Raw genomic sequence first — 25745 nt, 5'->3', positions numbered from 1 at the left:
AGTCTAGTGGATCAACCACCGCGGGTGCGCCCTTATTTCCGCTGGCCGCGCCGCGAGGAGGACCCGGTCAGCCGAGCAGCTCCTGGTGCCGGATGGCGCGCTGCGCCTCGCGCATGTCCTGCTGCTCGCGCAGCGTCTGCCGCTTGTCGTACTCCTTCTTGCCGCGTGCCAGTGCGATCTCCACCTTGGCGCGGCCGTCCAGGAAGTACAGGCTCAGCGGGACGAGCGTGTGGCCCTTCTCCCGGGACTTCACGCCCAGCCGGTCGATCTCCTCGCGGTGCAGCAGCAGCTTGCGCTTGCGGCGCGGCGCGTGGTTGTTCCAGGTCCCCTGGAAGTACTCGGGGATGTGCACGTTCTCGAGCCACGCCTCACCGTTGTCGATCGCCGCGTACCCGTCGAGCAGCGACGCACGGCCCATGCGCAGCGCCTTCACCTCGGTGCCGGACAGCACGATCCCGGCCTCGACCACGTCCTCGATCACGTAGTCGTGGCGGGCCTTCTTGTTGTTCGCCACGATCGTGCGCGGGTCGCCCTGCTTCTTCTTGGCGCCCTTGGCCTTGTTGGACACGGTCTCCTCCTCCCGGGTTCGCGGTCTCGCGACGATCCAGGATACGGGAGCCTGGCGCCGCGGCCAGGGCTTTTCCTCGCCCCGCGAACGCTCGGCGGGGCGTCAGTTCAGCCAGCCGCCCATCGGGTCCGTGGTGCTGCCGTTGACGTAGACCTCGAAGTGCAGGTGGCACGCCGCCGACGTCCCCGTGGACCCGGAGTAGCCGATGATCTCGCCCTTGCCGACCTTCTCGCCCACGCTCACCGTGTCGTAGGTCAGGTGCAGGTACCGGGACATCACGTTGTCACCCCGGTACGAGCCGTGGTTGATGAGCACGTTGTTGCCGCCGCCGGACGTGTAGTGCGCCTGCTCGACGTAGCCGCTCTGGGCCGCGTAGATGGGCGTCCCGCAGTACGTGCGGATGTCGGTCCCGGCGTGCAGCCGCCAGTAGTGCAGCGTCGGGTGGAACCGCATCCCGTACGAGCTGGTCACCACGTGGTAGTTCGTCGGCCAGCCGAGGAACGGCCCGGACGAGGACGACCCCCCGCCACCGCCGCCCCCACCGCCGCCGGAGCCGCCACCGTTGCTGGAGCCGCCGCCCCCACCGCCGCCGCCGTTGCTCCGGCGCTCGGCAGCCGCCTTCTTGCGGGCCGCCTCCTCGGCCTTGCGGCGCTCCTCGGCGAGCCGGGCGTCGCGGGCCTTCTGCTTGGCGATGATGTCCTTCAGCTGCGCCTCGAGGCTCTGCTGCGCCTGCTCGTTCGCCTTGAGCTCCTCGAGGGCGTTCGCCTTCTGCGCCTCGATCGACGCCTTGAGCTTGCGCTGCTTCGAGATGAGGCGCTCGACCTCGGCCTTGCGGTCCGCGGCCTCCCGCTGCGCCTTCTCCGCGGCGACGACGTTGGCGTCGGCCTCCCGCTTGAGGTCCTCGATCGCCGACCGGATGGCGTCGAGGCGCGCCTGCTGGTTGCGGGCCACCGCCTCGGCGTCCTGCAGGTCGGTCAGGGTGCGCGCCTGGCTGCGCGCCGCCGACGACGAGACGGCGAACTCCTCGAGGAAGTCCTCGGTGGACTGGGCCCCGGTGACGATGCCCAGGGTGCTCGTGTCGTCGCCGTTGCGGTACGCCTGTCGCGCCATCTGCACGACGTCGGCGCGCGCCGCATCGACCTTGCCCTTGCCGGCCTCGATCTGGCCGGAGACGGCGGCCTCCTCTGCCTCGGCGTCGGACAGGCGCTGCGCCAGGATCGCGGCCTTGCGCCGCGCCTCCTCGAGCCGTGCCTCCGCGGCCGCCAGCTCGGCCTGCGCCACCGGGAGGCGGCCCTCGACCTCGTTGAGGTCCAGCACCGCCTGCCGGTACTTGGCGTTGGTGTCCTCGAGCTCCTCCTGCAGGCTGTCGCGCTCGCGCTCCTTCGCGCGCTGCTTCGCCTCGGCGGCGGCCCGCTGGTCGTCGATGTCGTCCGCGGCCGCCGAGCGTGCGGACACACCGGCGGACACCGTCGCCGACGTCGTCGCACCGCCCAGCACCAGGACGGCGGCCACGAGCCCGCCGACCGCGCGCCGGCCGACGCCGGGGGATGTCCTCAGGGTCGTCATCTGCGATCTCACACCCTCGTGTACCGGTTGAGCGTCACCACGGACGACACCACCGCCAGGAGCACGGCGATGCCGATGAGCAGCGGCGCGACGAACAGGACGTCTCCCACGTCCACGTACGCGACCCAGTCGACGGAGTCCTGCAGCCAGTCCGTCACCAGGTACTGCACGGCGAGCCAGAGCCCTCCCACGGCGAGCAGCGCGCCCACCAGCGCGGCGATCGCGCCCTCCAGCATGAACGGCAGCTGCACGAAGAGGTTCGACGCGCCAACCAGGCGCATGATGCCGGTCTCGCGTCGGCGCGAGACGGCGGAGAGCCGGATCGTCGTCGTGATGAGCAGCACCGCCGCGAGCAGCATCACGCCCGCGAGCCCCGCGGCCAGCAGCGACGCGCGCCCGAGCGCGAGGAACAACGGCTCGAACACCTCGCGCTGATCCTCGACGACCTCGACGCCCGCGCGACCCTCGAGGACGTCGTCGACCACCTGGTACTGCTCCGGATCGACCAGCTTGAGCCGGAACGACGCCTGCATGTCGTCCTCGGTGAGCTGGGTGCCCTGGTAGCCGTCCGGGTAGAGCTCCGTGAACGCCTCGAACGCGTCCGCCTTGCTCTCGAAGTAGGTGGCGGCGACGACGTCGGACAGCTCGGTGTCGATGACCTTCTCGAGCCCGGCGATCTGGTCCTCGGTGGCCTCGCCGTCCGCGCACGTCGGCGCGGTGGAGCCGTCCGGGCAGAGGAAGACGGAGACCTCGACGAGGTCGTACCAGTCGCCCTTGAGCTTGGTGACCTGCGTCTGCAGCAGCGCCGCCGCGCCCACGAAGGTCAGGGACACGAACGTCACGAGGACGACCGAGACCACCATCGACAGGTTGCGCCGCAGGCCCTGGAGGACCTCGGTGAGGACGAACTGGAGCCGCACCCTCAGGCCTCCCGTCCCGCGCGCACGCGCTCGTGCTCGCGCAGCACCTGCTGCACCACCTCGTCCGCGGACGCGCCCGCCGGCTCGGGAACCGAGCGCCTCGGGGCCGGGGGCGGCGCGGCCGGCGCCTCGGGGGCCACGGGACCCTGACCCTGCCCGGTCTCCTGCACGCTCTCCTGCACGATCCCCTGCTCGGTCTCGTGCGCAGCCTCCTGCGCCGCTGCTCTCGCGGCCGCCGCCTCGGCGGCCCGCTCGGCCTCGAGGTCCGCCGGCTCGGGCGAGACCTGGACGCGCTGCACCGCCCGCTCTCCGCGACCCGGGGCGTCGAGCACCGGCGTCTGCCCCACCTGCGGCAGGATCGACTCCCGCTCGCCGTAGACCGCGTCGACCTCGTCGCGCACCACCGACCCGGTCGACAGCTCGACGACGCGCTTGCGCATCTCGTTGACGATCTCGTCGTCGTGCGTGGCCATGACCACGGTGGTGCCGGTGCGGTTGATCCGGTCGAGCAGCCGCATGATGCCGAGGGACGTGGTCGGGTCGAGGTTGCCCGTCGGCTCGTCGGCCAGCAGGATCTGGGGCCGGTTGACGAACGCCCGCGCGATCGCGACACGCTGCTGCTCGCCGCCGGACAGCTCGTGCGGGAGCCGCTTCTCCTTGCCGTCGAGGCCCACCATCTCCAGCACCTCGGGCACGGTGGTGCGGATCGTGTGCCGCGGCTTGCCGATCACCTGCAGGGCGAAGGCCACGTTCTCGTAGACCGTCTTGCCGGGCAGCAGGCGGAAGTCCTGGAAGACGACGCCGATGCTGCGTCGCAGGGAGGGCACCTTCCAGCTCGACAGCCGGGACAGGTCGCGACCCGCGACGTACACGGTGCCGCCCGTGGGCCGCTCCTCGCGCAGCACGAGCCGCAGGAACGTGCTCTTGCCCGAGCCGGAGGCACCCACGAGGAAGACGAACTCACCGCGCGCGACGTCGACGGAGACGTCGTCGAGCGCGGGCCGCGCCCCTCGGGCGTAGACCTTCGAGACGTTCTCGAACCGGATCACGACGTGCCTCTCCCCTGCCAGTCGACCGTGCGGCACCCGCGACGGCACGACGTCACGTCGCACCTGGGCCGGGGCCGCCCGATTCCCGAGAGTCGCACCCGGTGGGGAGGGTGGCGCGAAGGACACGCCGGTGTGTCGTGGGTCAGGAATGACGCCCGAGGCACCCGTTCAGGGTCTCCCGGCGGCGTCGTCGGCCGGACGGAGCCCGTCAGGCGGCGTCGGCGCCGCCCGAGCGGCGCCAGCGGATCCCGGCCTCGATGAAGTCGTCGATGGCGCCGTCGAACACGGCCTGCGTGTTCCCGGACTCGTGCTCGGTGCGGAGGTCCTTGACCATCTGGTACGGCTGCAGCACGTACGAGCGCATCTGGTCGCCCCAGCTCGCCTTGATGTCGCCGGCGAGCTCCTTCTTCTTCGCCGCCTCCTCCTGCTGCCGGATGAGCAGCAGGCGGGACTGCATGACGCGCAGCGCCGCGGCGCGGTTCTGGATCTGCGACTTCTCGTTCTGCATCGACACGACCGTGCCCGTGGGGAGGTGGGTCATGCGCACCGCGGAGTCCGTCGTGTTCACGGACTGCCCGCCGGGGCCCGACGAGCGGAACACGTCGATCTTGAGCTCGGACTCGGGGATCTCGATGGAGTCGGTCTGCTCGATGAGCGGCACCACCTCGACCGCGGCGAACGACGTCTGGCGGCGGCCCTGGTTGTCGAACGGCGAGATCCGCACCAGGCGGTGCGTGCCCGCCTCGACGGACAGGTTGCCGAACGCGTACGGGGCGTTCACCTCGAACGTGGCCGACTTGAGCCCGGCCTCCTCCGCGTAGGAGGTGTCCATCACCTTGGTCGGGTAGCCGTGCCGCTCTGCCCAGCGCAGGTACATCCGCATGAGCATCTCGGCGAAGTCCGCGGCGTCGACGCCGCCGGCGCCCGCGCGGATCGTCACGACGGCCTCGCGGGCGTCGTACTCGCCGGACAGCAGGGTGCGCACCTCGAGCGCGTCGAGGTCCTTGCGGATGACGGCGACCTCGGTCTCGGCCTCCGTCAGCGAGTCCTCGTCCTCCATCTCGAGCCCCAGCTCGACCAGCGTCTCGACGTCGTCGATCCGGCTGCCGAGCTTCTCGACCCGCTGCAGCTCGCCCTGCGCGGTGGACAGCGCGGACGTGACCTGCTGCGCCTTCTCCGGGTCGTCCCACAGGTCGGGGGCGGAGGCCTGCTGCGTGAGGTCGTCGATCTTCGCCTGCAGCGCGGTGGGGTCGCTCACGGCCTCGATGGACTCGAGGGTGGCGCGCAGCGCCTTGATCTCTGCGGGGAAGTCGATGGTGGCCACGATCCTCAAGGTTACCCGCCACGCGAGGCTCCCCCGCCCGTCGGCTGCCCGTCGGCTGCCCGCCGCCGGCGTCAGCCCCGCTCGGGCAGGGTACGGCCGAACATCTGCGCGGTGTCGCGGGCGCTGGGCGTGCCGGCGTCGGGGTCGGCGCCCGCGGCGACGAGCGCCGCGACCACGTCGTCGGAGCCCTTGAAGACGGCGCCCGCCAGCGGGGACTGGCCGCGCGCGTTGACCCGGTCCACGTCGGCGCCCCGCTCGGCGAGCCCGCGCACCAGGGCGGCGTGCCCGTGGTACGCCGCCAGCATGAGCAGGGTGTTCCCCGCCGCGTCGGCGTGGTCGGCCGGGACGCCGGCGTCGACGAACTCCAGGAGCAGGTCGGCGCCGGCGCGCGCGAGGTCGAACATCTGGTCCAGGTCCACCGGCAGCTTGTCGGCGGGCGGCGTCTCGTCGGTCATGCGCGCGAATCTACCGGGCGGGGCTTCCTGTCCGGGTCGATGCTGAGGATGGGAGCCGTGGAGGAGGTCGACCATGACGACGTACCGGTGGCGCGGGCTCGGGACCGGCAGCGTCGAGCACCTCGACCTGCTGGCGCGCGACGACAGGCTCCGCGCCCGCTCCGTCGTCGACCTCGGGCCCGTGCGGCTCGAGTACGCGATGGAGCTCGGCACGGGGCCGGGCGACTCTTGGACGTTCCGGGTGCTGCGGCTGCGGTCGTCGGACGGCCGCCAGCTCGACCTGAGCCGGGAGGCCGACGACGACTGGCGGGTGGACGGCGCCGCCCGGCCCGACCTCTCCGAGGCCGTGGACGTGGACCTCTCGTTCAGCCCGTTCACGAACACGCTGCCGATCCGCCGCCTCGACCTCGCGGTCGGGGCGGCGGCCGACATCGTCACGGCGTACGTCGACGGGGAGACCTTCGAGGTCTCTCCCGACCCGCAGCGGTACACCCGGCTGGACGCCGACCGGTACGTCTACGAGTCCCGCGACGGCGACTTCCACCGCGAGATCTCCGTGGACGCCGACGGCCTCGTCGTGGACTACCCGGGCCTGTTCACCCGCCTCGCCGACGACGGATGAGCGGACCGGTCAGGCGGCGACGATCTCCCGGCCCGGGCCGAAGACCTCGTGGTGGATGCGGTCGGCGGTGACGCCGCGGCCGAGCAGGGCCGACTGCACCACCGCCATGAAGGGGGCCGGGCCGCAGAGGTAGGCGTCGGCGTCGTGCGGGACGTCGACGCCGTCCAGGTCGATGTAGCCCGAGCGCAGCCGGTCCTGCACCGGGCGGGTCCCGAGGTCCTCGTACCAGCGGTGCAGCTCGGCCGTCGGGAGGTCGTCGACGAGCGCGCGGAGCTCGGCGCGGTGCGCGTGCCGCGCGGGCGAGCGGTCGGCGTGCAGCACCACGACGCGGCGCGCGGTGCCGACGTCGCGCAGGTGGTGCAGGAAGCCGATCATCGGCGTGATGCCGATGCCCGCGGAGACCAGCACCAGGGGGTTCTCCCCGTCGACGAGGGTGAGCTCGCCGAACGGGGTCGAGACCTCGAGGGCGTCACCCTCGAAGACGTTGTCGTGCAGGTGGTTGGAGACCTCGCCGGCGGGCGCGACCCGCGCCGGGTCGAGCCCGGGGAGGATCGCCTTCACCGAGACGGCCCAGGCGCCGGGCGACCCGCCGCCCGTGAGGCTGTACTGGCGGATCTGCCGCGCGCCGTCGGGCAGGGTGACGGCCACCGAGACGTACTGCCCGGGGCGCGCGGCGGGGAGCGGGGCGCCGTCCGAGGAGACGAGCTCGAGAGAGATCGTGTCGGGCGACTCCTGGACCCGGCGGCGGACGTAGACCGTGCGCCAGACGTCACCGGGCGCCACCCCCGCCTCGGCGTACAGGCCGAGCTCGATCTCGACGAGCGCGTCGGCCATGTCCCAGTAGACCTCGTCCCACGCCGCCGCGACCTCGGGCGTGACGGCGTCGCCGAGCACCTCGACGATGGCGGCGAACAGGTGCTCGTGCACGATCGGGTACTGCTCCGGGAGGATCCCGAGCGAGGCGTGCTTGTGCGCGATCCGGGCCAGGACGGCGCGCGGGTCCGGGCCGTCGTCGACGAGGAGGGTCGCGTAGGCGGCGATGGCCCCGGCGAGGGCACGCTGCTGGTCGCCGCGGGCCTGGTTGCCCCGGTTGAACAGGTCGCGCTCCAGCTCGGGGTGCGCGGCAAACATGCGCCGGTAGAAGATCGGCGTGATGTCGCCGATCGCGCCGCCGATCACGGGCAGCGTGGTGCGGACGACGGCGGCGGACTCGGGGGTGAGCATGCGTGACTCTCCTGTCTCTTCCTTCGGGGATCTCCGCGCCCGGTGGGTGCGCCTCGTGGGTGCGCCCGGCGCGGACGTCAGCCGGGCGGGCGCGCACCGATGGTGAGCAGCAGGTCCCGGGTGGGTGCGGCGGAGACGTCGGCGATCGTCACCGGGTCGAGGGCCGCGAAGAAGGCCTCGCGGGCGCGGGCCAGCGCGCCACGCAGCCGGCAGCCGCCGCGCAGCGGGCACGGGTTCGCGCCCTCGCACTCGACGACCTCGCCGTCGCCCTCGAGGGCGCGCGCGACGAACCCGACGGACAGGTCGCGGGCGCCGTCCGCGAGGCGCAACCCCCCGGCCCTGCCTCGGCGGGCGTCGACGACGCCGAAGTGGCCCAGCCGCGTGACGACCTTCGCGGCGTGCGTCGCCGGCACGTTCAGCTGCTCGGCGAGCGCGCGCGTCGTCGCCGTCTGCTCGGCGTCGAGCACGGCGAGGCGCATGACGATCCGCAGGCCGAGATCGGTGAAGGCGGTGAGCTGCACACCCGCAGGCTAGCCAAATCGGCATCTTGGATGCGCCTTTTGCGGTGTGGGAAGTTCCACACTCCGTCGGCGGGCTCTCGCGGGCCGCGGTGAGCCGCCCCCGGGCTCAGCCCGCGCGGGCTGACGACGTCGCGGCGACGGTGAACCCGCCGCCGAACGCATCCGTGAACCACCGCAGCAGCGGCGGGCGCGACGTGGCCGCCAGCCCGACCTGCGCCGTCCGCCCGTCCGGCGAGGTCGCCTCCACCAGGCGCAGGCCGTCGAGCCCTTCCGCCTCCCCCGGGTGCGCGGCGAGGTAGTCGCGCACCGACTCCTCGACGTCGGCGTCGGTGAGCGTCAGTACCGCCTCTCCCTGCGAGGACGACGTGTCGTCGTAGAACCGCTCCGGGGGCACGGCGTCGGCCGCGTCCGCCGCGACGGCGTCCGCGAGGTCGTACAGGTGCTTGCGGTCGAGGTGCACGGCGGTCGCCGACGCCACCGTGCCGACCAGCATCAGCGCCAACGCCACCACGCCGGCCGTGAGCAGCATGATCCGGCCGTCCTCCGGGCCGGCCCCGGCCTGCGCGCCGCGCTGCGGGTGTCGCCGGGTCACGACCGCGCCGTCCCGTACTCGTCGACCGTCGCGACGTGCGTCGCGGTGACCGGGATCTCCAGCGGCAGCCAGCCGCGCAGCGCCTCGGGCACGAACGGCAGCGGCACCGCCAGCCGCGTCCGCACCCCCACCGTCGCGCCCGGCGTGAGGCACGGGTCGGCCGAGCACTCCAGGGACACGGAGCCGTCGGCGACGGCGAACCCCTGGTCCTCGAACGCGAGCCCGGCCGCCGCACGGGCCCGCTCCGCGCCCGACCCCGAGGAGTCGGCCGTCACCATCGCCCGGCCCGCCTCCCGCGCCGCGCCCTCGACGGCGAACGCGCCGGCCTGCACCTGCGCGACCGTGAGCACCAGGTACACCAGCGGCACCAGGAGCAGCACCGCCGTGCCGAGGAACTCCACCAGCGCGGCGCCCGCCTCGGGGTCGGGCCCCTCGGGCTCCTGTAGCGGTTCCGCCCGGGGGCCGCGCGACGGCCGCTGAGCCGGCGCGCTCACGCCTCCTCCAGCGCGTGGCCCTGGAGCGTGAGCACCCCGGACGGTCCGATCAGACCGACCACCGGGAGCGGCACCTGCACCGTCACCTCCACGACGTCGAGGCCGTCCTGCACGGCGCGGCGCACCGAGACGTCGTCGGCGTACCGGGACCCGAGCGCGGCGGTCAGCAGCTCCTGCGTCCGGGTGGCACCGCTCGCCAGGTCGCGGTCGGCGCGCGCGGCCACGCGCGCGCCCTCCGCGGCGGCGTCGATCGCGAGCGCGCGCACGTGCATCGCCAGCGCGACCTGCACCACGGCGAGGAACAGCGCGAGCACCAGCGCGGACACCATGACGAACTCCGCGACGGCGGATCCCCGCTCGCCGTCCCGCCGCCCCGTGGCGGGTGCGGGCGCGGCCGGTGCCGTCACGTGCTGTCCTCCTCGACCGGCGGCGCCCATCCGGGCCGCGGGATGAGGCAGAACGGGTGACCGGCGGGGTCGGCGTACACGTCACCCTCCCCCGCGCCCGGCGCGGCGGCGGTGAGCCGGCGGGCACCGAGCGCGAGCACCCGCGCGTGCGCGTCCGCCACGTCGTCGACCATGACGTCCAGGTGCATCTGCTGCGGCCGTGCCGGGTGGCCCCAGTCCGGTGCCTGGTGGTCCGGGGCGCGCTGGAACGCGAGGCCGGAGTGCCGGTCGCTGTGTGCCACCACGACGAAGTCGTCGTCCGCGTACGTCACGTCCTGGCCGAGCACGGCCGACCAGAACTCCGCGAGGCCCCGCGGGTCCGGGCAGTCGATGATCAGGTGGTGCAGCCGGCCGATCGCCACGTCACGGACCCGTGACGCTCGTGATCGCCCGCGTGAACGTGTCCTCGAGCAGCGGGCCGGCGATCGCCCACAGCGCCACGACCAGCCCCGCCGTCATCAGCGTCACGAGCACCCAGCCCGGCACGTCGCCGCGCTCCGGGTCGTCGACCTCGGGGCGCCCGGGCGCCAGGTCGTCGTTCTGGTCGTGCGTCTCGTCGTGCATGGTCGGTCCTTTCGGTGGCACCGCGCGGAGGCGGCGGGGTCGGGTGTCGGCGCGCACGTTCACAACCCGATCTGCAGGGTGGCGAGTGACGGGAAGACGGCGAAGACGACGGTGATCGGCAGGATGAGGAAGACCACGGGCACGAGCATCGCGACCTCCTTCTTGCCACCTGCTTCCATGAGGGCCCGGCGCCCGGACTCACGCACGTCCTGCGCCTGCGCGCGCAGCACGTCGGCGAGCGGGGTGCCGCGCTCCAGCGCGACGGCGACGCCCTCGGCGAAGCGGGTGAGCGACGGCAGCCCGGTCCGGTCGGCCATGGCCGTGAGGGCGCTCGCGATGGGCGCCCCGGCGCGGACGTCGGCGAGCATCGTGGAGATCTCGCCGGACAGCTCGCCTCGGGCGGTGGCGGCGACCCGTTCGAGCGCGGGCACCGGCCCCTCGCCCGCCGTGACGGCCAGGGCGAGCAGCTCGGCGACGGTCGGGAACTCGGCGAGCATCCGCTCCTCGCGCCGGTGGACGGCACGGCTCAGCCACTGGTCGCACAGGACGAACCCGCCGGCGCCGCACAGCAGCACGAGCGCCGCCAGCGGGACGGGTGCGGACCCGCGCGTCGCGGCGAGGAGCAGCGCGAGCACGAGCCCGCCCGCGAGCCCCAGCGCCGACGAGACGACCTGCCGTGCCCGGAACGCCTCGACGCTCTCGCGCCAGCCCGCACGGTCGAGCCGCGGCGCACGTCCGCGCGGGACGACCCGAGGCGCTCGAACCAGTGCGCGGCGTCCGCGACCCAGGGAGCCAGCAGCCGCTCGACCACGGGGAACGGGGTGTGGGCGGGCTGCTCGCGGAGCAGCCCGGACGTGGCGTCACGCGGGCGCAGCGCCGGGGCCAGCCGCTCGTCGAGGGTCGCCCGGCGGGCACGGATCCGGGAGATCACGAGCAGGAGGCCGAGGCCACCGAGCAGCCCCACGACGGCGCCGACGCCGGAGACTCCGGGGACCGTCATCGCAGCACCCGGCCTTCCTCGGGCAGCCGCCCGATCCGACGCATCAGCCAGTACGCGAGCACCGACGTGGCCGCCCCCGCCGCGAGGACCGCGACTCCCGCCGCCGAGTTGTACGCCTGCGCCGTCTCCGGCCGCGTCGCGAGGAACGCCAGGACCACCCAGGGGCCGGCGGCCGCGAGCCGGGCGCCGTTGACCGTCCACGACTGCCGCGCCTCGAGCTCGCCCCGCGTCCGCGCGTCCTCACGCAATGCGGGGTGAACGACTCTGTCAAACAATGACCAACTGCGCTCAAGCGTCTACAAGGCTCCACACCCGCCGAGTCTCCCCCGCCGTTGGTCCCAGGAGCGCCCTGAACGCCGGAGCAAGCGGCTCTTTCCAATTACGGATCAGGCGTCGGGCCCCAATGGGTCGCAGACCTTCCCCGGCCGCGATTCTGGCTTTCAGAACCTCCACAAAACCCCTCGGGCTAAGGAACTTTGTGGGGACATGACACATCGACCTATCTCAAATAAGACAAGATCGTGCATAAACGAACTATCAATCCGAGTCCACTATTACACCAATGAGAGACATCGTCCCACCCTCCTTTTCACCCTCGCCAAGCCTTGCTTGAACGATGACGAAAGCGCGACGGTGGAACGGGCGAGAGTGGAGGTAAATCATGGCAAATCTCTCACAGCCGGACGAAGAGGCAGTGCAACACTTCCTTCACGCGCCTCCGGACATTCAAGACGAAATGCTGGAACAGCTCCAGCGCGAAGGAGTCTTGAGGCAGCCCTCCCAGGGGGTGGCAAACTGGATCTGGGTAGCAATCATTCTAGTTCTCGCAGCCGTAATCATCGGCGGAGGCTGGCTGGCTATCGGAGCGAGCGACTCCGATGAGGCCGCGCTTTACGGATTCGCAGGTCTCGCCCTTGGTGCATTGATCGGACTACTTTCCCCTCAGCCTCCGAAGTCGGGAGGGTAGCTTAGATCCGCTGCGCGCCGCAGACCCCACATCGGTCGAGCACAATCGCGCTGCGCACGACAAAGCCCGAGAGGAAGGAGCAATGATGGAAAAGTATGACGACGGAACCCTGGTAACAGGCCGATCCAGCCACGAGGTGTATGTCATCCAGGGCGGAAAGCGTCGATGGGTACCCGATTCGTGGACGATGGCCAATGAAGGGCTGTCCCCAGCAGATCTCGTAATCCTGGAAGACGAGGACCTCGGCGAGATTGCTGGTGATCGGCCGCTCGAATCGGCAGTTCCTCTCCCGAATCTCGAGGGGTGTTCGGTGGTGGAAACGGAAGACGGTGTGTTCGAGGTAAAGGACGGAAAACTGCTCAAAGTACTCGACCCCCGAGCTCTCATCGTCAACTTCCGACCGCCCGAGGGCGTGACGTTCCTTCCAGCCTCACTCTGCCGAGGTCTGTACCAGAACCAACCGCCGGAGGTGTGACATGTCTGTCATTAGCTCTACGGCCGGTGAGGTTCACTCAGACCTCGGCGCGAACCATCACATGTGGACCTACGCGGATCTTTACGACAACAACTGGCTCGCAGGTAGAACTCGCACCGCCAGTTTTACCTGGTTCGGCGGCTACGTGGGAACGATGGCCTGCATCGTCGTGGATAAAGACCTGCGTGTATTCGGCACGACCGAAATGTTGCGCTTCGGCGTGAACGGAACCGCGTGGGGTGGTAGCGACCGCACCGATCAATGGAATCTTCCCATGCGTCCGGTCAACGCGGGAGCAGGACCACCCGCGCGCGTACTGGTTGCACACAGCTGGAAGTTCGACGCACGCGTCCTGGTCTCAATGGCCGAGGCCGCGAAGACAGTGTGGCCGATCCTTGCAGCACTCGTCTGAGGCACACGTGCCGAAGCAGGACCAACGAAAGCGCGCGTCCGCGCTGCAGGCGCGCTCTTAGCGTGACCTGCGGCGAGGCGACAATCGTCAACCGATGTCGACCCACCCATGGATACGGGAATGCGCCATCTGACCTGCAGCGACATTGTCATCGCAGCCAGGGGCGAGTCCTTGCATCGAGTGCAGCTCGCAAGGGTTGTCTGGTAAGAGGTGCCTGCTCGTGAGGTGCGAGTTCCTGGACGTGCGCGTGCTTCGCGAAGGGCTGCCCCGGCGAGGACGGCCCGCGGTCGCGAGCCGCACCTTCGGCGGCAACTCGGCCGGGCAGCTGCCGATCTTGACCTGCCGGTTCATCTCTCCGGGGTCAGATGCGCGCGTCCCCACGCAATGCGGGGTGAGCGACTCGGGCAATCAAAGACCAGCTGCGCTCAAGCGTCTGCAAGTCCCCACACCCGACAGGCCTCCCCGCCGTTGGTTCGAGGAGCGCCATGAACAGCAGAGCCGGCGACTCTTTCCAATCACAGATCTGGCGCCGGCCCATATCGGTCGCCGACCTTCCCATCGGCGCCCTGCACGTCGCCACTCGACGGAACCCACTTATGGCTGGTGCTCACCCCGGTCTGCTGGTTCACCAGCCACCTGGCAACTCACCGTCGTCAACGACCCCCGAACCCCTCCTGGCTCCTCTGCAGGAGGCTTGACCCGTGCGCTGCCCTTCTTCGGACTGCAGGGCCGAGCGAAGCCGGGAGAGCGGATCGAGTGATCTTGGAGGTCCTGCTGTTGGGATGGCCGCTGCCCGGCGCGACGGCGGCCGCCCAACTCTGAACAGACAGGGCGGGCGCTTCTGGCCACGAGCCCGCGCCGCTCCCAGCGCTGCCGAGCGACTACTCCCCCACGATGGTGGCCTGGACCTCATTGATTCGCTCAGGATCTGTGATGACCCACACGTCCGACTCGGTGTAGTCGTTCGCGCTGTGGCTGAGGATCACGGTCATGTACGGCGCCTCCCGCACGTGCTCCTCGAGCACCTCCTCACGGTTGCTGTGCGCGAGGAGCATCGCCTCGTTCGTCGGCTCTGCGTCCGGGAAGAACGCGAGCGGGGTCTCGCGGGCCATACGGCGAACCTCGGTGGTGGCCATCTTGATTCGGTCTCGCTCTCTGGGCTACGCCCTGGCACGGGCCGGAGGACTCCGGCTCGGTGGATGACTCGTCGTGAGTCATGTGCTCCATGTGGGTGGAGCCCATTGCCTGTTCCACTCCCCCGCCGAGTACGCGATCGTTCGGTGACAGCGCTACGAGCGGACAGCGCGCAGCGCAGCCCACGTCGGCGCATGGACGCCTACGGGTGGAGCTCGAGCGGCGAGACCGACAGGCTGATGAGGTCAAGAACAACGGCGTTCCCGGGCGTGTGTTCCATATCGAGTGCCTCGCATCGGACCGCAGTGCCGTCCTCAAGCGTGTAGTGGTGTGAAAGCCGCTCGTGCCAATGTCCACCGAACACCACCTGGGGTCGGGTCTGCGTGATAGCAGTCGAGAGCATGGCCCGCACCTCCGCCGCACGCGCCAGCGTCGCGGGGTCGATGACATGCCCACCCGGGGTCACCGGGACCTCCGCTGGCAAGTCGTGACCGATGAGGACGTCGAGCGGCGCGGTCCCCAGACTCTGAACATCGCTCCAAACCGGCACCTCCTGCGGCCACCAGTCGACGCCCTCAACCCGCTCGTCACGGTCGATGGACACCGCCCCGCCGAGAGCACCAAAGCGTCGCCCGCCGACCTCGAACCTGAACGGCCTGGGCACCGCACGGACGTACCGGCCGAGGTGGATCATCCCAGCCTCGTCGAACGGGCGGCGAGCGAGATGGTCGTAGTCGTCGTGGTTGCCCGGCACGACGACAACCCGGCATCCGAACTTGTGACACGCCTTGTCGATCTGCCTGACCGTGCTCGGACCCGACATGCCGAAGCCACCGATACCGAAGTCACCGACCTGAATGACAACGTCAACCAGTTTCGCCGCCGCCGCTTCGAGGACGTGACGCCCCCAGCGGGCATCACCGTGCCAGTCGCCAGCGAGGACGACACGTGCGCGGCCACGCACGTCAAGCGCAGGCCTGAGAGTCACCCGGCAAGGCTCCCACGGCAACGATCAAGGGACTGCTGCACGGATAGGTGACAGGTGATCTCAGGCGGCGAGTGCGACCTGAGTGGTGATGATGGCTTCGTACTCGATGGGGGTCAATCGTCCGAGGCGGGCCTGGCGGCGGCGCCGGTGGTAGGTGCGTTCGATCCAGGTGCTGATCGCGATCCGCAGCTGCTCGCGGGTGGCCCAACGACGGCGGTCCAGGACGTTCGACTGCAGGAGGGCGAAGAAGGACTCCTTGGCCGCGTTGTCGCCCGCGGAAGCGACCTGCCCCATGGATCCGACCAGCCCGTGGGCGCGCAGCGCGGCCAGGAACTTCCTCGACCGGAACGGACTGCCTCGGTCGCTGTGGACCACGCAGCCGGCCGCCTGACTGCCGTCGATGCCACGGCGTGCGAACGCGGAGTTCAGGGCGTCCACTGCCAGGGACGACTTCATCCGGTCGCTTGATGGAGTACCCCACGATCCGGTTCGAGTACACGTCCTTGATCGCGCAAAGGTAGACCTTGCCCTCGCCGGTGGGGTGCTCGGTGATGTCGGTCAACCACAGGGTGTTGGGGTTCACTGCAGTGAACTGCCGGCGCACGAGGTCGTCGTGCGCGGGCGGGCCGGGCTTCTTGCCACCCTTCGTCCCGCGCTTCTTGCCGAACACCGACCACCAGCCACCCTCGGCGCACCGGGCCCACCCCATGCGGTCACAGCCGCTGAGGCCCGCGGCGCGGGCCTCGTCACCGAGCAGCCGGTAGCCGAACTCCGGATCGTCCCGGTGGGCGTCGAACAGGGCGTTCGCGAGATAGGCCTGCTCCAACTCCCGGTCGGTGACTGGGGCGGCGAGCCACCGGTAGTGGGGCTGGCGGAAGAGCTTAAGGACCCGGCACGTCACCGCGACGGTGACCCCCGCCTCGGCGAGCTCACTCACGAGCGGGTAGAGCCTTTTCCCGGCAGGTGCGCCTAGGCGAAGTACGCCGCCGCGCGGCGCAGCACCTCGTTCTCCCGCTCAAACAGGCGCACACGTTTACGCGCCTCGCGCAGCTCGGCAAACTCCGACGCGGTCACGCCGGGCTTGGCGCCGTCCTCGACATCGGCCTGGTGGAGCCAGCTACGCAGGCACGACTCGCTGATGCCGAAGTCCTTCGCGACCTGCGCGATCGGGGTCTCGCCCTGGCGGGCGATCGCCACGACGTCGTCGCGGAACTCCTTGGGACGAGGTCTGGGCACGGGACATCCTTCCAGCAGCGCCTCACGGCACCACAGGTCAGGTGTCACCTATCCGTGCAGCAGTCCCAGCCTTGACACGAGTTTCTGATCCGGTTGTCGCGGCGCGGGTGTGTTGGTGGGTTGAGACCGCCGCCGTTTTCGGGCTGGGCCAGGGCGCAAGCTGTCAATCGGCCGCCGAGGCGTGCGGCGACGAATGAAGTCGGTCGGAGATTCCGGTACCAGCTCCCGCCAGGTATTCGGCGATCCTCTCCACGCGGTCGGGAGCGAAATGCTCCTCCCATGAGGTGTAGGCCCGCTCGGAGCGCCAGCCGCAAGCTGCGCATACGACCGACTCATAAAAGCCTGCGCCGTCCTGATCGTCCTCAATGTCGTCGTCGACCCGATATGACTCGCACTGAGGACACCGCGCCGGCTCGTCGTGCTCGTTGCGCATCACCAGTCTGCCGAACACCGTGACGAGGTGGCCGGTAGCATCAAGCACGAAGTCGGCGTCGAAGGGCGTCGCGTTGGCGTTGTGCTGTAGCCAGACAGCCAGGTCCCAGGTCTTGTCGACCAGCGTCTTGACGTAGCTACGCTGTCGACCTTCCGAGAGCCGCTCGGCAAAGAGATGCGCCCACCCCTTGAAGTCACCGCCCTTCGGTCGCTCACCGACGTCGCCCAGCCACTCGGCGTCTTGATACTGCTTGCCCAGCGCGATGAGAGTGTCACGGCACTTGATACCGACCGCCTGGAAATCTTCGGACTCTGATGCCTCGTCCATGGCCCTGAGCGCATCGCAATACCGGCGCCACGGGGGCGACGTCGGCTCATTATCGTCGAGTTCCCCGCGACTTTGCTCAGCCAGCACCGCCCCCAGGCCGACATGGAAGATGAGTGCCTGCTCCGCATGCGGGAAGTCGGTTTGCAGGTAGAGATTCATGGGCTCGGTGATCACCCACCAGCGAGTCTTCGCGCAATGGACGTCGAAGACGCTGTGAGTCCGTCCAAGGATCCGTCGCGAGTGGACGCGCTGAACTAACTCGGCGTGGTCGTCCTTCGGTGACTGGCCGTTCACGTAGTCGCGGACTGCCCGCACCTCATGTTCTGCTAGGTCCCCCATAGCGCCACCCTCATCAACCGTTCGCCCTTGTGATGCGACCATGTTCCCCTACCTCGTCTCATAGGTCGCTGCTGAGCACGGGTGAATGTGGCGCAGCGTCCGTCCTCCGGCCATGGCGCCACGTAGTCTCGGCGAATGGTCAAGATCGGCTTCTTCACCCCCGGCAATACCAACGCACTACGCGAGATGGCAGGCGTGCCCCGGCTGGGTGACATCGTGCGGCTCCCGCACGGCAACTACGTGGTCAAGGAGGTCCACTGGGTCGTCGACAAGGACGGGCCGGACGAGGCCGATGTTCTGGTGGTTGCTGACGAGTAGCGAGTGGGTGGACACCAACACTCGCCGCGCTACCCCACGCTCGACGACGTCGCCTCCGAACCAGCTCGGACGATGACGTACTCGCGTGGAACTCGTGGCGGCGTGCGAGGTCTAGCTGGTAGTGGTGCGTGCTCGTGAGGTGCGAGTTCCCCGGGCAGGGGTGGCACGGCTGGCAGCCGCGCGTGGGGCGTCGGTTGGGGGTCGCGCCATGGACCCGTCGTAGGTGGTCCAGGAACTCCCTTCGGATCCTTGCACCAGCGCGCGTATTGGCAGACGCCTATGTGCCGAAAGACTGGTTCAACCGGCGGCGGGATCCGGCGACACGTTCGCGTCACTCCCAGGTGAGGCTGATGTCGTCGGAGAAGACCACGGCCACGGGCTCGCCGGAGAACTCCTGGACCGTCGCGTAGCCGATCTTCGCGTCCGGCAGTCCCTGGTAGGCCTGGAACCACTTGCCGGACTGGCCCGTCATCAGGCCGTTCGAGCAGTCGTTGCCCGGGATGAAGCCCGAGTTGTCGTCGAGCAGCATCTCGCGGTCCTGGGTGTCGTAGACCCTCACCTCGGCGGTGTCCGGCCCCCAGCACACCTTCTCGACCGCCTCGTTCGACAAGTTCGTCCAGTTCATCGTCAGCAGCCAGAGGGTCCCGCCGTCCTGGGGCTTGATCTTCTCCCCGAAGTCGCCGTCGATGACCTTGACCTTCTCGGCCTTGTTGATGGTGATGGAGGACGAGGGCATCTCCACCGCCTCGCCGAGGCCGAAGACCTCGGGGCCGGACGGAGTCGGCGTGGGAGTGGGGGTGGGGGTGGGGGTGGCCGACTCGCTCTCCGTCGACGTCGCTGCGGTCTCGGGGGCCGCCGAGTCGGTCGGCTGGGCCTCAGTGCCGCCATCTCCACCGGAGCAGGCCGCCAGGGACAGGGCGAGGGCGGCGGCGACGGCAAGGTGGGCGGCAAGGGGGCGGCGCATCGGGAGACTCCAGGTGTCAACGGCGACGGCGTGCGACGGGGCTCCGGGCACACGGCGAGAGTGCCATGGGGCGGTGCCCACAACAGCGCGGCGGCTCACAAAACACCCTCCCATCGTCGAGTTTCACCCGCTGGGTGCCCGGGCCAACCGGGGGCACCTGTCGGCCCCAACCGCTACGTTCGCGCCATGACCGACAACGTGACCGACGACGCCGCGGCCGTCCGGGACCTGGCGCTGGAGACCCTCGGCCTGCCCGAGACCTGGGTCGAGCCCAAGGGCTACCGCGACTCGCTGGCCATGTCGGCGATCGATGCCGTCTATTCGCTGCGCGCCCACTACACGGGGGTCGTGAACGTCCTCGACCGGTATCGCGCAGTGCGTCGATCCAAAGGGGCCGACCCGTACCAGGACTCCGGTCCGGACCTGCTGGCTGTCGTGAAGTCCGCAGGCGGTGACATCGCGGCCGCGACGACTCTCTTCGACAACCACGCGTGCTGCCCAGGGACCACGGTCCTGAAGTCGGTCGGGCTCGCCAACGGTGTCGCGGCGCTGGAGCGGGTCGGTGTCACGACCGCGGCACACCTGCGTGAGGGTTCGCCCAGTACACAGGCGGCCGCGAAGACCGCATGGCTCTCGGTCCACGGCCTCGGGATCACCTCCTGGGACTACCTGGAGATGAACGTCGGCCTCCAGGGCGTGAAGGCCGACACGATGGTGCGCCGCTTCGTTACCCGTGCAGTCGGTGCGCAGAAGCCGGTCAGCATCGACACGGCCCGCGCCGCGGTGAAGGGTGCCGCCGACCTGATCGGCGTCTCCTTCAAGAGGCTCGACCACGCGATCTGGCGGGCGCAATCCGGCCGAAGGTGACCGCCCCCGACGGGAGCCGGACTGACCGCACAGCGCGAATCCGCTCTGCGCTCTCACGTTGGAAGCCCCCGCCCCACGACCGGGCATGCGTCCCTACTCCCCCACGATCGACGCCTGGACGCTGTTGATGTGCTCGGGATCGGTGATTACCCAAACGTCCGACTCGGAGTAGTCGCTGGCGCTGCGGCTGAGGATCACGGTCATGTACGGCGCCTCACGCTCGTGCTCCTCGAGCACCCCCTCACGGTTGCTGTGCGCTAGGAGCATCGCCTCGTTGGTCGGCTCGGCGTACGGGAAGAACGCGAGCGTGGTCTCACGGGCCATGCGGCGAATCTGGGTGGTGGCCATCTCCAATCAGTTCTCGCTCCTGGGCTGTGCCCTGACATGGGCCGGAAGAATCCTGCTAGGTGGCGTGACAAATCGTGAGGCACGCACTCCATGTGGGGAAGGCGCGGGATCTGCTCCACAGGCATTGGTCCCAGGTCGGGGTGCCCCGACTCCCACGCCCACAGCATCCGCTCGATGCCACGGGCCGGCGAACCACCCAAGGCCCGGGTTAAAGATCGAGATGTCGGAGGCTATCGCGGAGTGGGAACACCATAATCGAGCCATGTCGCTGCCCCCACCGAAGGACCGTGGACTCATCCCACCACCCGGTGAACGCCGCCGGTTCCGACGCGCCCTCGCCAGTCAGGCGAAGGGCCTGGGACAGCGGATTGCGTCTGGCGAAGACGCAGGCATCACTCAGCAGGAAACAACGATCACAGAGACGGTCCTGCTGAACCTGCATGGCTCGCTCGGCGACCGGTTGAGCATCAAGCCTCTGACCCAGCGTGACGAGGGCCGTCGGGGCGCCGACTGGGTCTGGTGCGTCGGTGGCCCACACGGCTGGTTCAGCTTCTATGTCCAGGCGAAGAAGCTGAAGGAGGGCGGGTACGACTTCGGGTTCAAGAGCGGCGACGGCGGCAGACAGATCGAGCGGCTGATCGCAACGGCATCCCGAGCCCGCGTCCAGCCCGTGTATGTGCTCTACAACCCCACTCGTCCCAGGGCCCGATACAGTCTCCGCCGTTGCGCTGGTCAGTCAGGCTCCGACTCGTTCACCTTCGTCAGCGCGTTCGCCGCCTTTGCTCTCCTGGGCGAGAGGAATTCCCCAAGGGTGTCCGTTGCCCGGGTTGCTCGACATGCACATCCATGGGCATGCCTCGCTGGATGCCCACGCGATCGGCGGGCGGGAACGCGCCGTGACATGAATTGGCCCCCGGATATCCCACCCTTGACTGATCTTCCCCCGGGTGTTGACGTAGCGACCGACCTATCGGAGTTGCTGCTGAGCCAGACGGCCGATGCTGCGATCGAGACAGAGAACGAGGAGACCTTCGACGGGATGACGCGGGTGGCTCGCGACACTGCGGCGTCCGCCTACTCAAGCGAACCGCCCCTTTGGGTCACGAACCCCGCGGACGCACTCGGGATGTGGCACGAGGGCCAGGCCATCGACGACCGGATCCCCGAGCCGTCCGTTATCGTGACCCAGCAGTTCGTCGCCTGATCGGCTGGTGTCGAACACATCTCGATCGCACAATCTCGGGTCGCGACCAGATCCCCGGCTCGTCCACGTCCGCACAGGCAGTCCGTGGACCCTGCCAGGGAAACGGACTTGAATGGGGCCGTGACCACGGACCCCGATCCACCCATCAGCCCGCACGCCAGGCTGGCGCTGGGCATCGCCCTCGCCGACGTCCAGTACGTGTTCGGAGCGCTCATGCGACCCGCCGACACCATAGGTAAAGCGCTATTCGTACAGTGGGGTTTGATGACGTCGTACGAGGCCCAGCGTCATGTCGCAGCCGCCCTCGGCAGCGAGTTCTCTCCCGTTTGGGATCCAGACATGGCGAAGTCTGCCCGCATGGCCGGCAAGTTCTTCGACGACCGCAAACGTACGATCGAGGACCTCGCCGACTACTTCCGCCGGATCAACTCGACCAACCGGGGAGTGTTCTTTGCCCCCCACCGCCGAGGTCCGGCGTTCGATTTCCTGCGAACCGACCTTGGCATCCTTCTCCACGACGGCATCCCGATGACGACGTCGGTCAGCGGCCTGTTCGCGACGGGCGTGAACCCCGACGAACCCTTCTCATACGAGGCCCATGGCCCTCGCCTGTCGAAGCTCACCGAGCAGGTCGGGAGGACGTTCGCCAGCCTCGGCGCAACGCAGAGACACAGCGGCCCTGCCCCGTTCGACCCCAGTCGCTTCACATGGAGGGACGCTGACAGTGCCTCCCTGAGCGATGCAGTCTTCGAAGGCGTCTTCAACTCCTCGATGACACTCGCGATGATGACCCTCCAAGGCGCCGCTCGGACCGCTAACCACCTGTCGCGAAGCGAGTGCTGCACCCAGTGCGCTGCTGCCGCCTTGAAGCACCGGTATGTGGTCGCGTACCAAGCGCTCGTATCGCTGCGCCTGCTCCGGCCGAACACGATGCTGCCAGCATCCGCTCAGGCACGGATCGACGCCATTCTCGACACCCCCGAGTCGGCCCACATGATGACGGACGAGTACCGGCGCCTTAGGAACGGGTGGCTCCACCTGGGCCTGACTGACGTCCCCCACGACGATGACGAGGACGCGCTCAGCCTGGAACGCACGGTGGACCACTACACGAGAGGCGAGTCGATCGCGGAGGTTGCCTCGGTCACCGATGTAGCTCTCAACGCAGTCGCGTCGGCACTCGACGAATGGTGCATGAGCCCGAAGACCGCATCGATGCCGCTGTCTTCCATCCTTCAGGTGCCGTAGTGACCATCGGTCCAATCTGACGAACAACGAGCGGTTGGCGGCGCGTCCTTTCTGGGCGCCCGGCCGCGCCTGATGCCGGCACGACGGCGGGCTTCGCCACGGCCAACCAGGCCTTAGATTGCGGTTCTTGGATCGCTTCGAGCTTGTCGACGTCAGGTGCCGGCAGACCTCCATCGCAAGGAACGCGCTCGGAGGGATCGACGCCGCGTGGGAGCCCTAGCGCAGCAAGGAGGCGCAAGCACATGATCCCGTTCGGCAAGATCACACTGAGCATTCCGCGCCAGTCTTACCTAGGTCGGCCGCGCGAGGAACCGAAGGTCGTGTCCGCACGGCTAGCCGAGGAGATCCGCAAGGAACGCGAGGCCCGCTGGGATCAGATGGTGCGCTCCGCTGCGCGGAAGATCAGCTTCGAGGCAACGTCGCACCCAAACCCCGCAGTCGCTGGCCGAAGTGTGCCGTAAGCTCAGGTCTGGGCAGCGAGAACCGCGCTTGTGACGTTGGCGCCGAGAGCCGAAACGAGTTCGACCAACAAGTTCCAGAAATCAATCATCTGGCACCCCTTCCGGACTGTTCGCGACCTACTGGACAGAATGCGTCGTGTGATGACGCCAACTAGTTGCACCAGTAGCGGGAGCAGCCACGCAAAGATGGCAGCGACAACGACCCAGGGTGGAGTCGAACCAACCACCACAGACCCACACCTGAACCGACGGCCGAAACCGTGTGCTCACCGTACCTTCTCGTCGTACCCGCGAAGGCAGTGCTCTCCACCATGGCGTCGAACTTCACCCGCTGTCTTGCCCAGGGTTTAGTTGAGGCTCAGGTCTGATCCGGAGCGGGACGACTTGCAGCAGTCCCCTGCCCCTGAACACTCTGAGTGTGTATCACCAGATCCCCGAGCAGGTGTGGGCACCGGCCTACGACGCCGGCGGCGACGTCCGCGACGGAACACGGGCCGCCGAACTCACCGGCTTGACCGGCTGGCTCCATGGGATGCGGGTGATCGTTCGCCGCGAACGACCCCAACCCGTCGCGCAGCCGAGGTTCGACGACGTCGACGGCTACCGCCTGACCGCCTTCGCGACCAACACCCCGCCCGGCGGCCCCACACCCAGGCCGCCGACCTCGAGCTGCGCCACCGCCGCCGCGCCCGCTGCGTAGACCGCATCCGCATCGCCAAAGACACCGGGTTGGTGAACCTGCCCCTGCACGGCTTCGACGCGAACCGGATCTGGTACGTCATCGTCGCCCTCGCCAGCGACCTGATCGCGTGGATGTAGACCCTCGCCCTGGCGAACCACCCCGCTCGCCGATGGGAAACCAAGCGCCTGCCACTACGGCTGTTCACAATCTCGGCGCCCCTCGCCCGGCGCGCACGAGCCAAGACACTGCCACCTCGCGCGTCACGCAGCCTGGGCCGACGTCGTCACCGACGCCCTCGCGCGGCTACGACATCCTGACCTGACCGCGACCACGACCGACCCGCCGACTACGAGCGCGACCCGGAACCTGCAACCCCGACCGCCCGCACGACATCGGGCCAAAATGTCATGCCCACGTGCCAGAATCACGCCCGAACAACGGCAACGACACCGTCTCGGAGGCGGTCAGCCGCGGGATGAAAGGTCGAGGCCAGGCGATTCGGATATCCTCGCCGTTGGACGCCGACCAGCAGGGGGATGTCGCGGTGAACGACCCGAACTGGATCGAGCGAGATGTGCCAGTCGACCTGCGACTGGCGCTTGGAGATCTGGTTATCGCAGCAGCCGACGTTGAGCATTGCATCTACGAGATCGCGCTCATCTTTCGAATCGAACGGCCTGAATTAAAACCCGCAAAGCGGGTCAGTGGCCTGCTTCAAGGGCGAGTGGGAGACCTTGGTGTCCCACCTTGGTCAGACGTCTCGAGGCCCAAACTGACAGCCTGGTGCGGTGCGGCGCGAGGAATGCTCGAGCATCGTGACCGGCTGATACACGCGGGAATGTACTTCCGTGGAACGATCGACGGCGGGATGGAGGTCGAGCGGTTCTCACTCCGCGACGGACAGAATATCGAGAGCGCGGTCGAACATGTTCGACTCGTCGTGACACAACTTCTTCGTGTGCGACGGGCCGGCATAATCACTCACCATTCTCTACTATTCCCAGGCCGGGGAGGCGGGCGAATGGTCCCGCCTTACATCGGCGACCCGCTGTCCCCTGTTTGGCATGCATTCGAGGTGCCCACGACGTGGTCCGAGTGGATCGCCGGTGCTGCCAGCAGGAAGCCTTTGGTAGCACCGCCGCCCGGCGACCAGTGAACGCGCTGGCGTGCATCCAGTAACGCAGGCACGACTCCCTGATGGCGAAGTCCTTCGCGACCTGCGCGATCGGCGCCTCGCCCTGACGGGTGACCGCCACGACATCGTCGCGGAGCTCCTTGGGATGAGGTCTGGGCACGGTGAACATCCTTCCAGCAGCACGCGCAGGCACCACAGGTCAGGTCCGAGCAGCATAAGTTCGCCGCGACCCCAAGGGTGGGATGATGGTGTGTCCAGCCTTAGTGGAGTCAGATTTCTGGCACTTGGTGGCCACCCGACGTCGGCTGCCTGCAGCTCGCGGTATGGCGCGTGTGTGACGCCCACGTGCAACCACGGTCACCTCGGGCACGGCTCGGTACGACGGCGGCAGCTCGACGTCGGAAGTTGTGAACGCCGCCGACCCATCTCGAACGGGCTGTACACCTGTGCGGCGGGGCGGCAGCCTCCGACGAGGTCCGTACGGACATCGACGTCGATCTGGAGGCCTTCAGACGCCTTCAGTGGAGAAACGCAAGTGCACCTCGCGCGGCACGAACTCGGATAGCCCTATGCTGCGTGCGAGCCGTCCCCGCAGCGAGGAGGTCAGCCCGTGACCGCTTTAGGCAAGATCATCCTGAGCACGCCGCGCCAGTCGTACCTGGACCGTCCGCGCGAGGATCCGAAGGTTGTGTTCACGCGACTGGCCGAGGAAATCCGCAAGGAGCGCGAGGCCCGCTGGGATCGAATGGTGCGGTCCCGCCGTCGATGATCCACTTCCGCTTCCACGTGGCACCTCGCCGCCCGTGGCGTGGGACAGAAATGCCGGCCTTACACCAAGACTGCGGCGCGTTAGCCCCTGTCG

At 69.0% G+C, this 25745-nt stretch carries 26 protein-coding genes and 5 pseudogenes; 10 read left to right on the top strand and 21 right to left on the bottom strand.

The features are described from left to right. Nucleotides 1-67: 67 nt before the first annotated feature. From smpB to ACFCZN_RS02805, 6 genes and pseudogenes are all read right to left on the bottom strand, one after another. Nucleotides 68-568 (bottom strand): SsrA-binding protein SmpB, encoded by a 501-nt coding sequence (gene smpB, locus ACFCZN_RS02830; protein WP_429762444.1) that lies wholly within the window; start codon nt 566-568, stop codon nt 68-70. A 102-nt stretch (nt 569-670) separates the two neighbouring features. Beyond that, nucleotides 671-2134: a peptidoglycan DD-metalloendopeptidase family protein gene (locus ACFCZN_RS02825; protein ID WP_429762445.1), complete on the bottom strand. Its 1464-nt coding sequence runs from the start codon at nt 2132-2134 to the stop codon at nt 671-673. Nucleotides 2135-2142: 8 nt separating this feature from the next. Beyond that, entirely contained in the window at nt 2143-3054 is a 912-nt protein-coding gene (gene ftsX, locus ACFCZN_RS02820) for a permease-like cell division protein FtsX (protein WP_429762446.1), read from the bottom strand. 371 nt (nt 3055-3425) lie between these two features. Next, a pseudogene (gene ftsE, locus ACFCZN_RS02815) lies at nt 3426-4103 on the bottom strand (cell division ATP-binding protein FtsE); the annotation flags it as partial. A gap of 208 nt (nt 4104-4311) precedes the next feature. Next, nucleotides 4312-5427 (bottom strand): peptide chain release factor 2, encoded by a 1116-nt coding sequence (gene prfB / locus ACFCZN_RS02810; RefSeq protein WP_429762447.1) that lies wholly within the window; start codon nt 5425-5427, stop codon nt 4312-4314. 71 nt (nt 5428-5498) lie between these two features. Further along, nucleotides 5499-5882: an ankyrin repeat domain-containing protein gene (locus ACFCZN_RS02805; protein ID WP_430546887.1), complete on the bottom strand. Its 384-nt coding sequence runs from the start codon at nt 5880-5882 to the stop codon at nt 5499-5501. A 73-nt stretch (nt 5883-5955) separates the two neighbouring features. Here ACFCZN_RS02805 and ACFCZN_RS02800 point away from each other — a divergent pair, with 73 nt between their 5' ends. Next, nucleotides 5956-6504 carry a putative glycolipid-binding domain-containing protein gene (locus ACFCZN_RS02800; RefSeq protein WP_429762449.1) on the top strand — a complete coding sequence of 183 codons (549 nt, stop codon included), beginning with the start codon at nt 5956-5958 and terminating at the stop codon, nt 6502-6504. 9 nt (nt 6505-6513) lie between these two features. On the opposite strand, the gene ACFCZN_RS02795 is transcribed toward ACFCZN_RS02800, so the two are convergent. From ACFCZN_RS02795 to ACFCZN_RS02755, 9 genes and pseudogenes are all read right to left on the bottom strand, one after another. Further along, the gene (locus tag ACFCZN_RS02795) at nt 6514-7728 is read right to left on the bottom strand and encodes a globin domain-containing protein (RefSeq protein ID WP_430555752.1); all 1215 of its coding nucleotides are present in this window, start codon (nt 7726-7728) and stop codon (nt 6514-6516) included. A gap of 77 nt (nt 7729-7805) precedes the next feature. Then, nucleotides 7806-8249 carry an RrF2 family transcriptional regulator gene (locus ACFCZN_RS02790; RefSeq protein ID WP_430555751.1) on the bottom strand — a complete coding sequence of 148 codons (444 nt, stop codon included), beginning with the start codon at nt 8247-8249 and terminating at the stop codon, nt 7806-7808. A gap of 106 nt (nt 8250-8355) precedes the next feature. Continuing rightward, entirely contained in the window at nt 8356-8841 is a 486-nt protein-coding gene (locus tag ACFCZN_RS02785) for a hypothetical protein (RefSeq protein ID WP_430555750.1), read from the bottom strand. Then, the gene (locus tag ACFCZN_RS02780; protein ID WP_430555749.1) at nt 8838-9335 is read right to left on the bottom strand and encodes a pilus assembly protein; all 498 of its coding nucleotides are present in this window, start codon (nt 9333-9335) and stop codon (nt 8838-8840) included. Before ACFCZN_RS02780 ends, ACFCZN_RS02785 begins: the two co-directional genes overlap by 4 nt. Continuing rightward, the gene (locus tag ACFCZN_RS02775; RefSeq protein WP_430555748.1) at nt 9332-9742 is read right to left on the bottom strand and encodes a TadE/TadG family type IV pilus assembly protein; all 411 of its coding nucleotides are present in this window, start codon (nt 9740-9742) and stop codon (nt 9332-9334) included. The genes ACFCZN_RS02780 and ACFCZN_RS02775 overlap by 4 nt, the downstream gene beginning before the upstream one ends. Continuing rightward, nucleotides 9739-10143, bottom strand: coding sequence for a VOC family protein (locus ACFCZN_RS02770; RefSeq protein WP_430555747.1), 405 nt, complete (start codon nt 10141-10143; stop codon nt 9739-9741). Before ACFCZN_RS02770 ends, ACFCZN_RS02775 begins: the two co-directional genes overlap by 4 nt. A 1-nt stretch (nt 10144) precedes the next feature. Beyond that, entirely contained in the window at nt 10145-10345 is a 201-nt protein-coding gene (locus tag ACFCZN_RS02765) for a hypothetical protein (RefSeq protein WP_429762457.1), read from the bottom strand. Nucleotides 10346-10404: 59 nt separating this feature from the next. Then, nucleotides 10405-11345: pseudogene (locus tag ACFCZN_RS02760) on the bottom strand (type II secretion system F family protein). Next, nucleotides 11342-11596, bottom strand: a pseudogene (locus ACFCZN_RS02755) (type II secretion system protein F); the annotation flags it as partial. The pseudogenes ACFCZN_RS02755 and ACFCZN_RS02760, both read right to left, overlap by 4 nt. An 801-nt stretch (nt 11597-12397) precedes the next feature. On the opposite strand from ACFCZN_RS02755, the gene ACFCZN_RS02750 reads away from it, so the two are divergent. After that, nucleotides 12398-12787 (top strand): hypothetical protein, encoded by a 390-nt coding sequence (locus ACFCZN_RS02750; protein WP_430555746.1) that lies wholly within the window; start codon nt 12398-12400, stop codon nt 12785-12787. Nucleotide 12788: 1 nt separating this feature from the next. Next, a complete protein-coding gene (locus ACFCZN_RS02745) occupies nt 12789-13199 on the top strand; it encodes a hypothetical protein (protein ID WP_430555745.1) in 411 nt (136 codons plus the stop codon). 881 nt (nt 13200-14080) lie between these two features. On the opposite strand, the gene ACFCZN_RS02740 is transcribed toward ACFCZN_RS02745, so the two are convergent. From ACFCZN_RS02740 to ACFCZN_RS02725, 4 genes and pseudogenes are all read right to left on the bottom strand, one after another. Further along, nucleotides 14081-14311, bottom strand: a complete 231-nt coding sequence (locus tag ACFCZN_RS02740) for a hypothetical protein (RefSeq protein WP_430555744.1) — start codon at nt 14309-14311, stop codon at nt 14081-14083. 224 nt (nt 14312-14535) lie between these two features. Continuing rightward, complete coding sequence (locus ACFCZN_RS02735; RefSeq protein ID WP_430555743.1) at nt 14536-15321, bottom strand: metallophosphoesterase; 786 nt, start codon at nt 15319-15321, stop codon at nt 14536-14538. 60 nt (nt 15322-15381) lie between these two features. After that, nucleotides 15382-16557: pseudogene (locus ACFCZN_RS02730) on the bottom strand (IS3 family transposase). 163 nt (nt 16558-16720) lie between these two features. Then, entirely contained in the window at nt 16721-17491 is a 771-nt protein-coding gene (locus tag ACFCZN_RS02725; protein ID WP_430555742.1) for a hypothetical protein, read from the bottom strand. Nucleotides 17492-17791: 300 nt separating this feature from the next. Here ACFCZN_RS02725 and ACFCZN_RS02720 point away from each other — a divergent pair, with 300 nt between their 5' ends. Beyond that, nucleotides 17792-17974 (top strand): hypothetical protein, encoded by a 183-nt coding sequence (locus ACFCZN_RS02720; RefSeq protein WP_430555741.1) that lies wholly within the window; start codon nt 17792-17794, stop codon nt 17972-17974. A 331-nt stretch (nt 17975-18305) separates the two neighbouring features. On the opposite strand, the gene ACFCZN_RS02715 is transcribed toward ACFCZN_RS02720, so the two are convergent. Then, nucleotides 18306-18938, bottom strand: coding sequence for a hypothetical protein (locus tag ACFCZN_RS02715; RefSeq protein ID WP_430555740.1), 633 nt, complete (start codon nt 18936-18938; stop codon nt 18306-18308). A gap of 186 nt (nt 18939-19124) precedes the next feature. Here ACFCZN_RS02715 and ACFCZN_RS02710 point away from each other — a divergent pair, with 186 nt between their 5' ends. Beyond that, nucleotides 19125-19805, top strand: coding sequence for a hypothetical protein (locus tag ACFCZN_RS02710; protein ID WP_430555739.1), 681 nt, complete (start codon nt 19125-19127; stop codon nt 19803-19805). A 93-nt stretch (nt 19806-19898) separates the two neighbouring features. On the opposite strand, the gene ACFCZN_RS02705 is transcribed toward ACFCZN_RS02710, so the two are convergent. Further along, nucleotides 19899-20129 carry a hypothetical protein gene (locus tag ACFCZN_RS02705; protein ID WP_430555738.1) on the bottom strand — a complete coding sequence of 77 codons (231 nt, stop codon included), beginning with the start codon at nt 20127-20129 and terminating at the stop codon, nt 19899-19901. A 286-nt stretch (nt 20130-20415) separates the two neighbouring features. Between ACFCZN_RS02705 and ACFCZN_RS02700 the strand changes: the two genes are divergently transcribed. From ACFCZN_RS02700 to ACFCZN_RS02680, 5 genes and pseudogenes are all read left to right on the top strand, one after another. After that, nucleotides 20416-21357, top strand: a complete 942-nt coding sequence (locus tag ACFCZN_RS02700) for a hypothetical protein (protein WP_430555737.1) — start codon at nt 20416-20418, stop codon at nt 21355-21357. Nucleotides 21358-21477: 120 nt separating this feature from the next. Then, nucleotides 21478-22605, top strand: coding sequence for a hypothetical protein (locus ACFCZN_RS02695; RefSeq protein WP_430555736.1), 1128 nt, complete (start codon nt 21478-21480; stop codon nt 22603-22605). An 858-nt stretch (nt 22606-23463) separates the two neighbouring features. Continuing rightward, nucleotides 23464-24057, top strand: a pseudogene (locus ACFCZN_RS02690) (transposase); the annotation flags it as partial. A 205-nt stretch (nt 24058-24262) separates the two neighbouring features. Next, nucleotides 24263-24904 carry a hypothetical protein gene (locus ACFCZN_RS02685; protein ID WP_430555889.1) on the top strand — a complete coding sequence of 214 codons (642 nt, stop codon included), beginning with the start codon at nt 24263-24265 and terminating at the stop codon, nt 24902-24904. Between the two features lie 589 nt (nt 24905-25493). Next, on the top strand, nt 25494-25652 hold the full coding sequence (locus tag ACFCZN_RS02680; protein ID WP_430555735.1) for a hypothetical protein: 159 nt from the start codon (nt 25494-25496) through the stop codon (nt 25650-25652). Nucleotides 25653-25745 lie beyond the last annotated feature (93 nt).

This window comes from Isoptericola sp. NPDC056134 (assembly GCF_042264825.1).
Lineage (GTDB): Bacteria > Actinomycetota > Actinomycetes > Actinomycetales > Cellulomonadaceae > Isoptericola > Isoptericola nanjingensis.
This window is presented reverse-complemented; position numbering and strand designations above follow the sequence as displayed.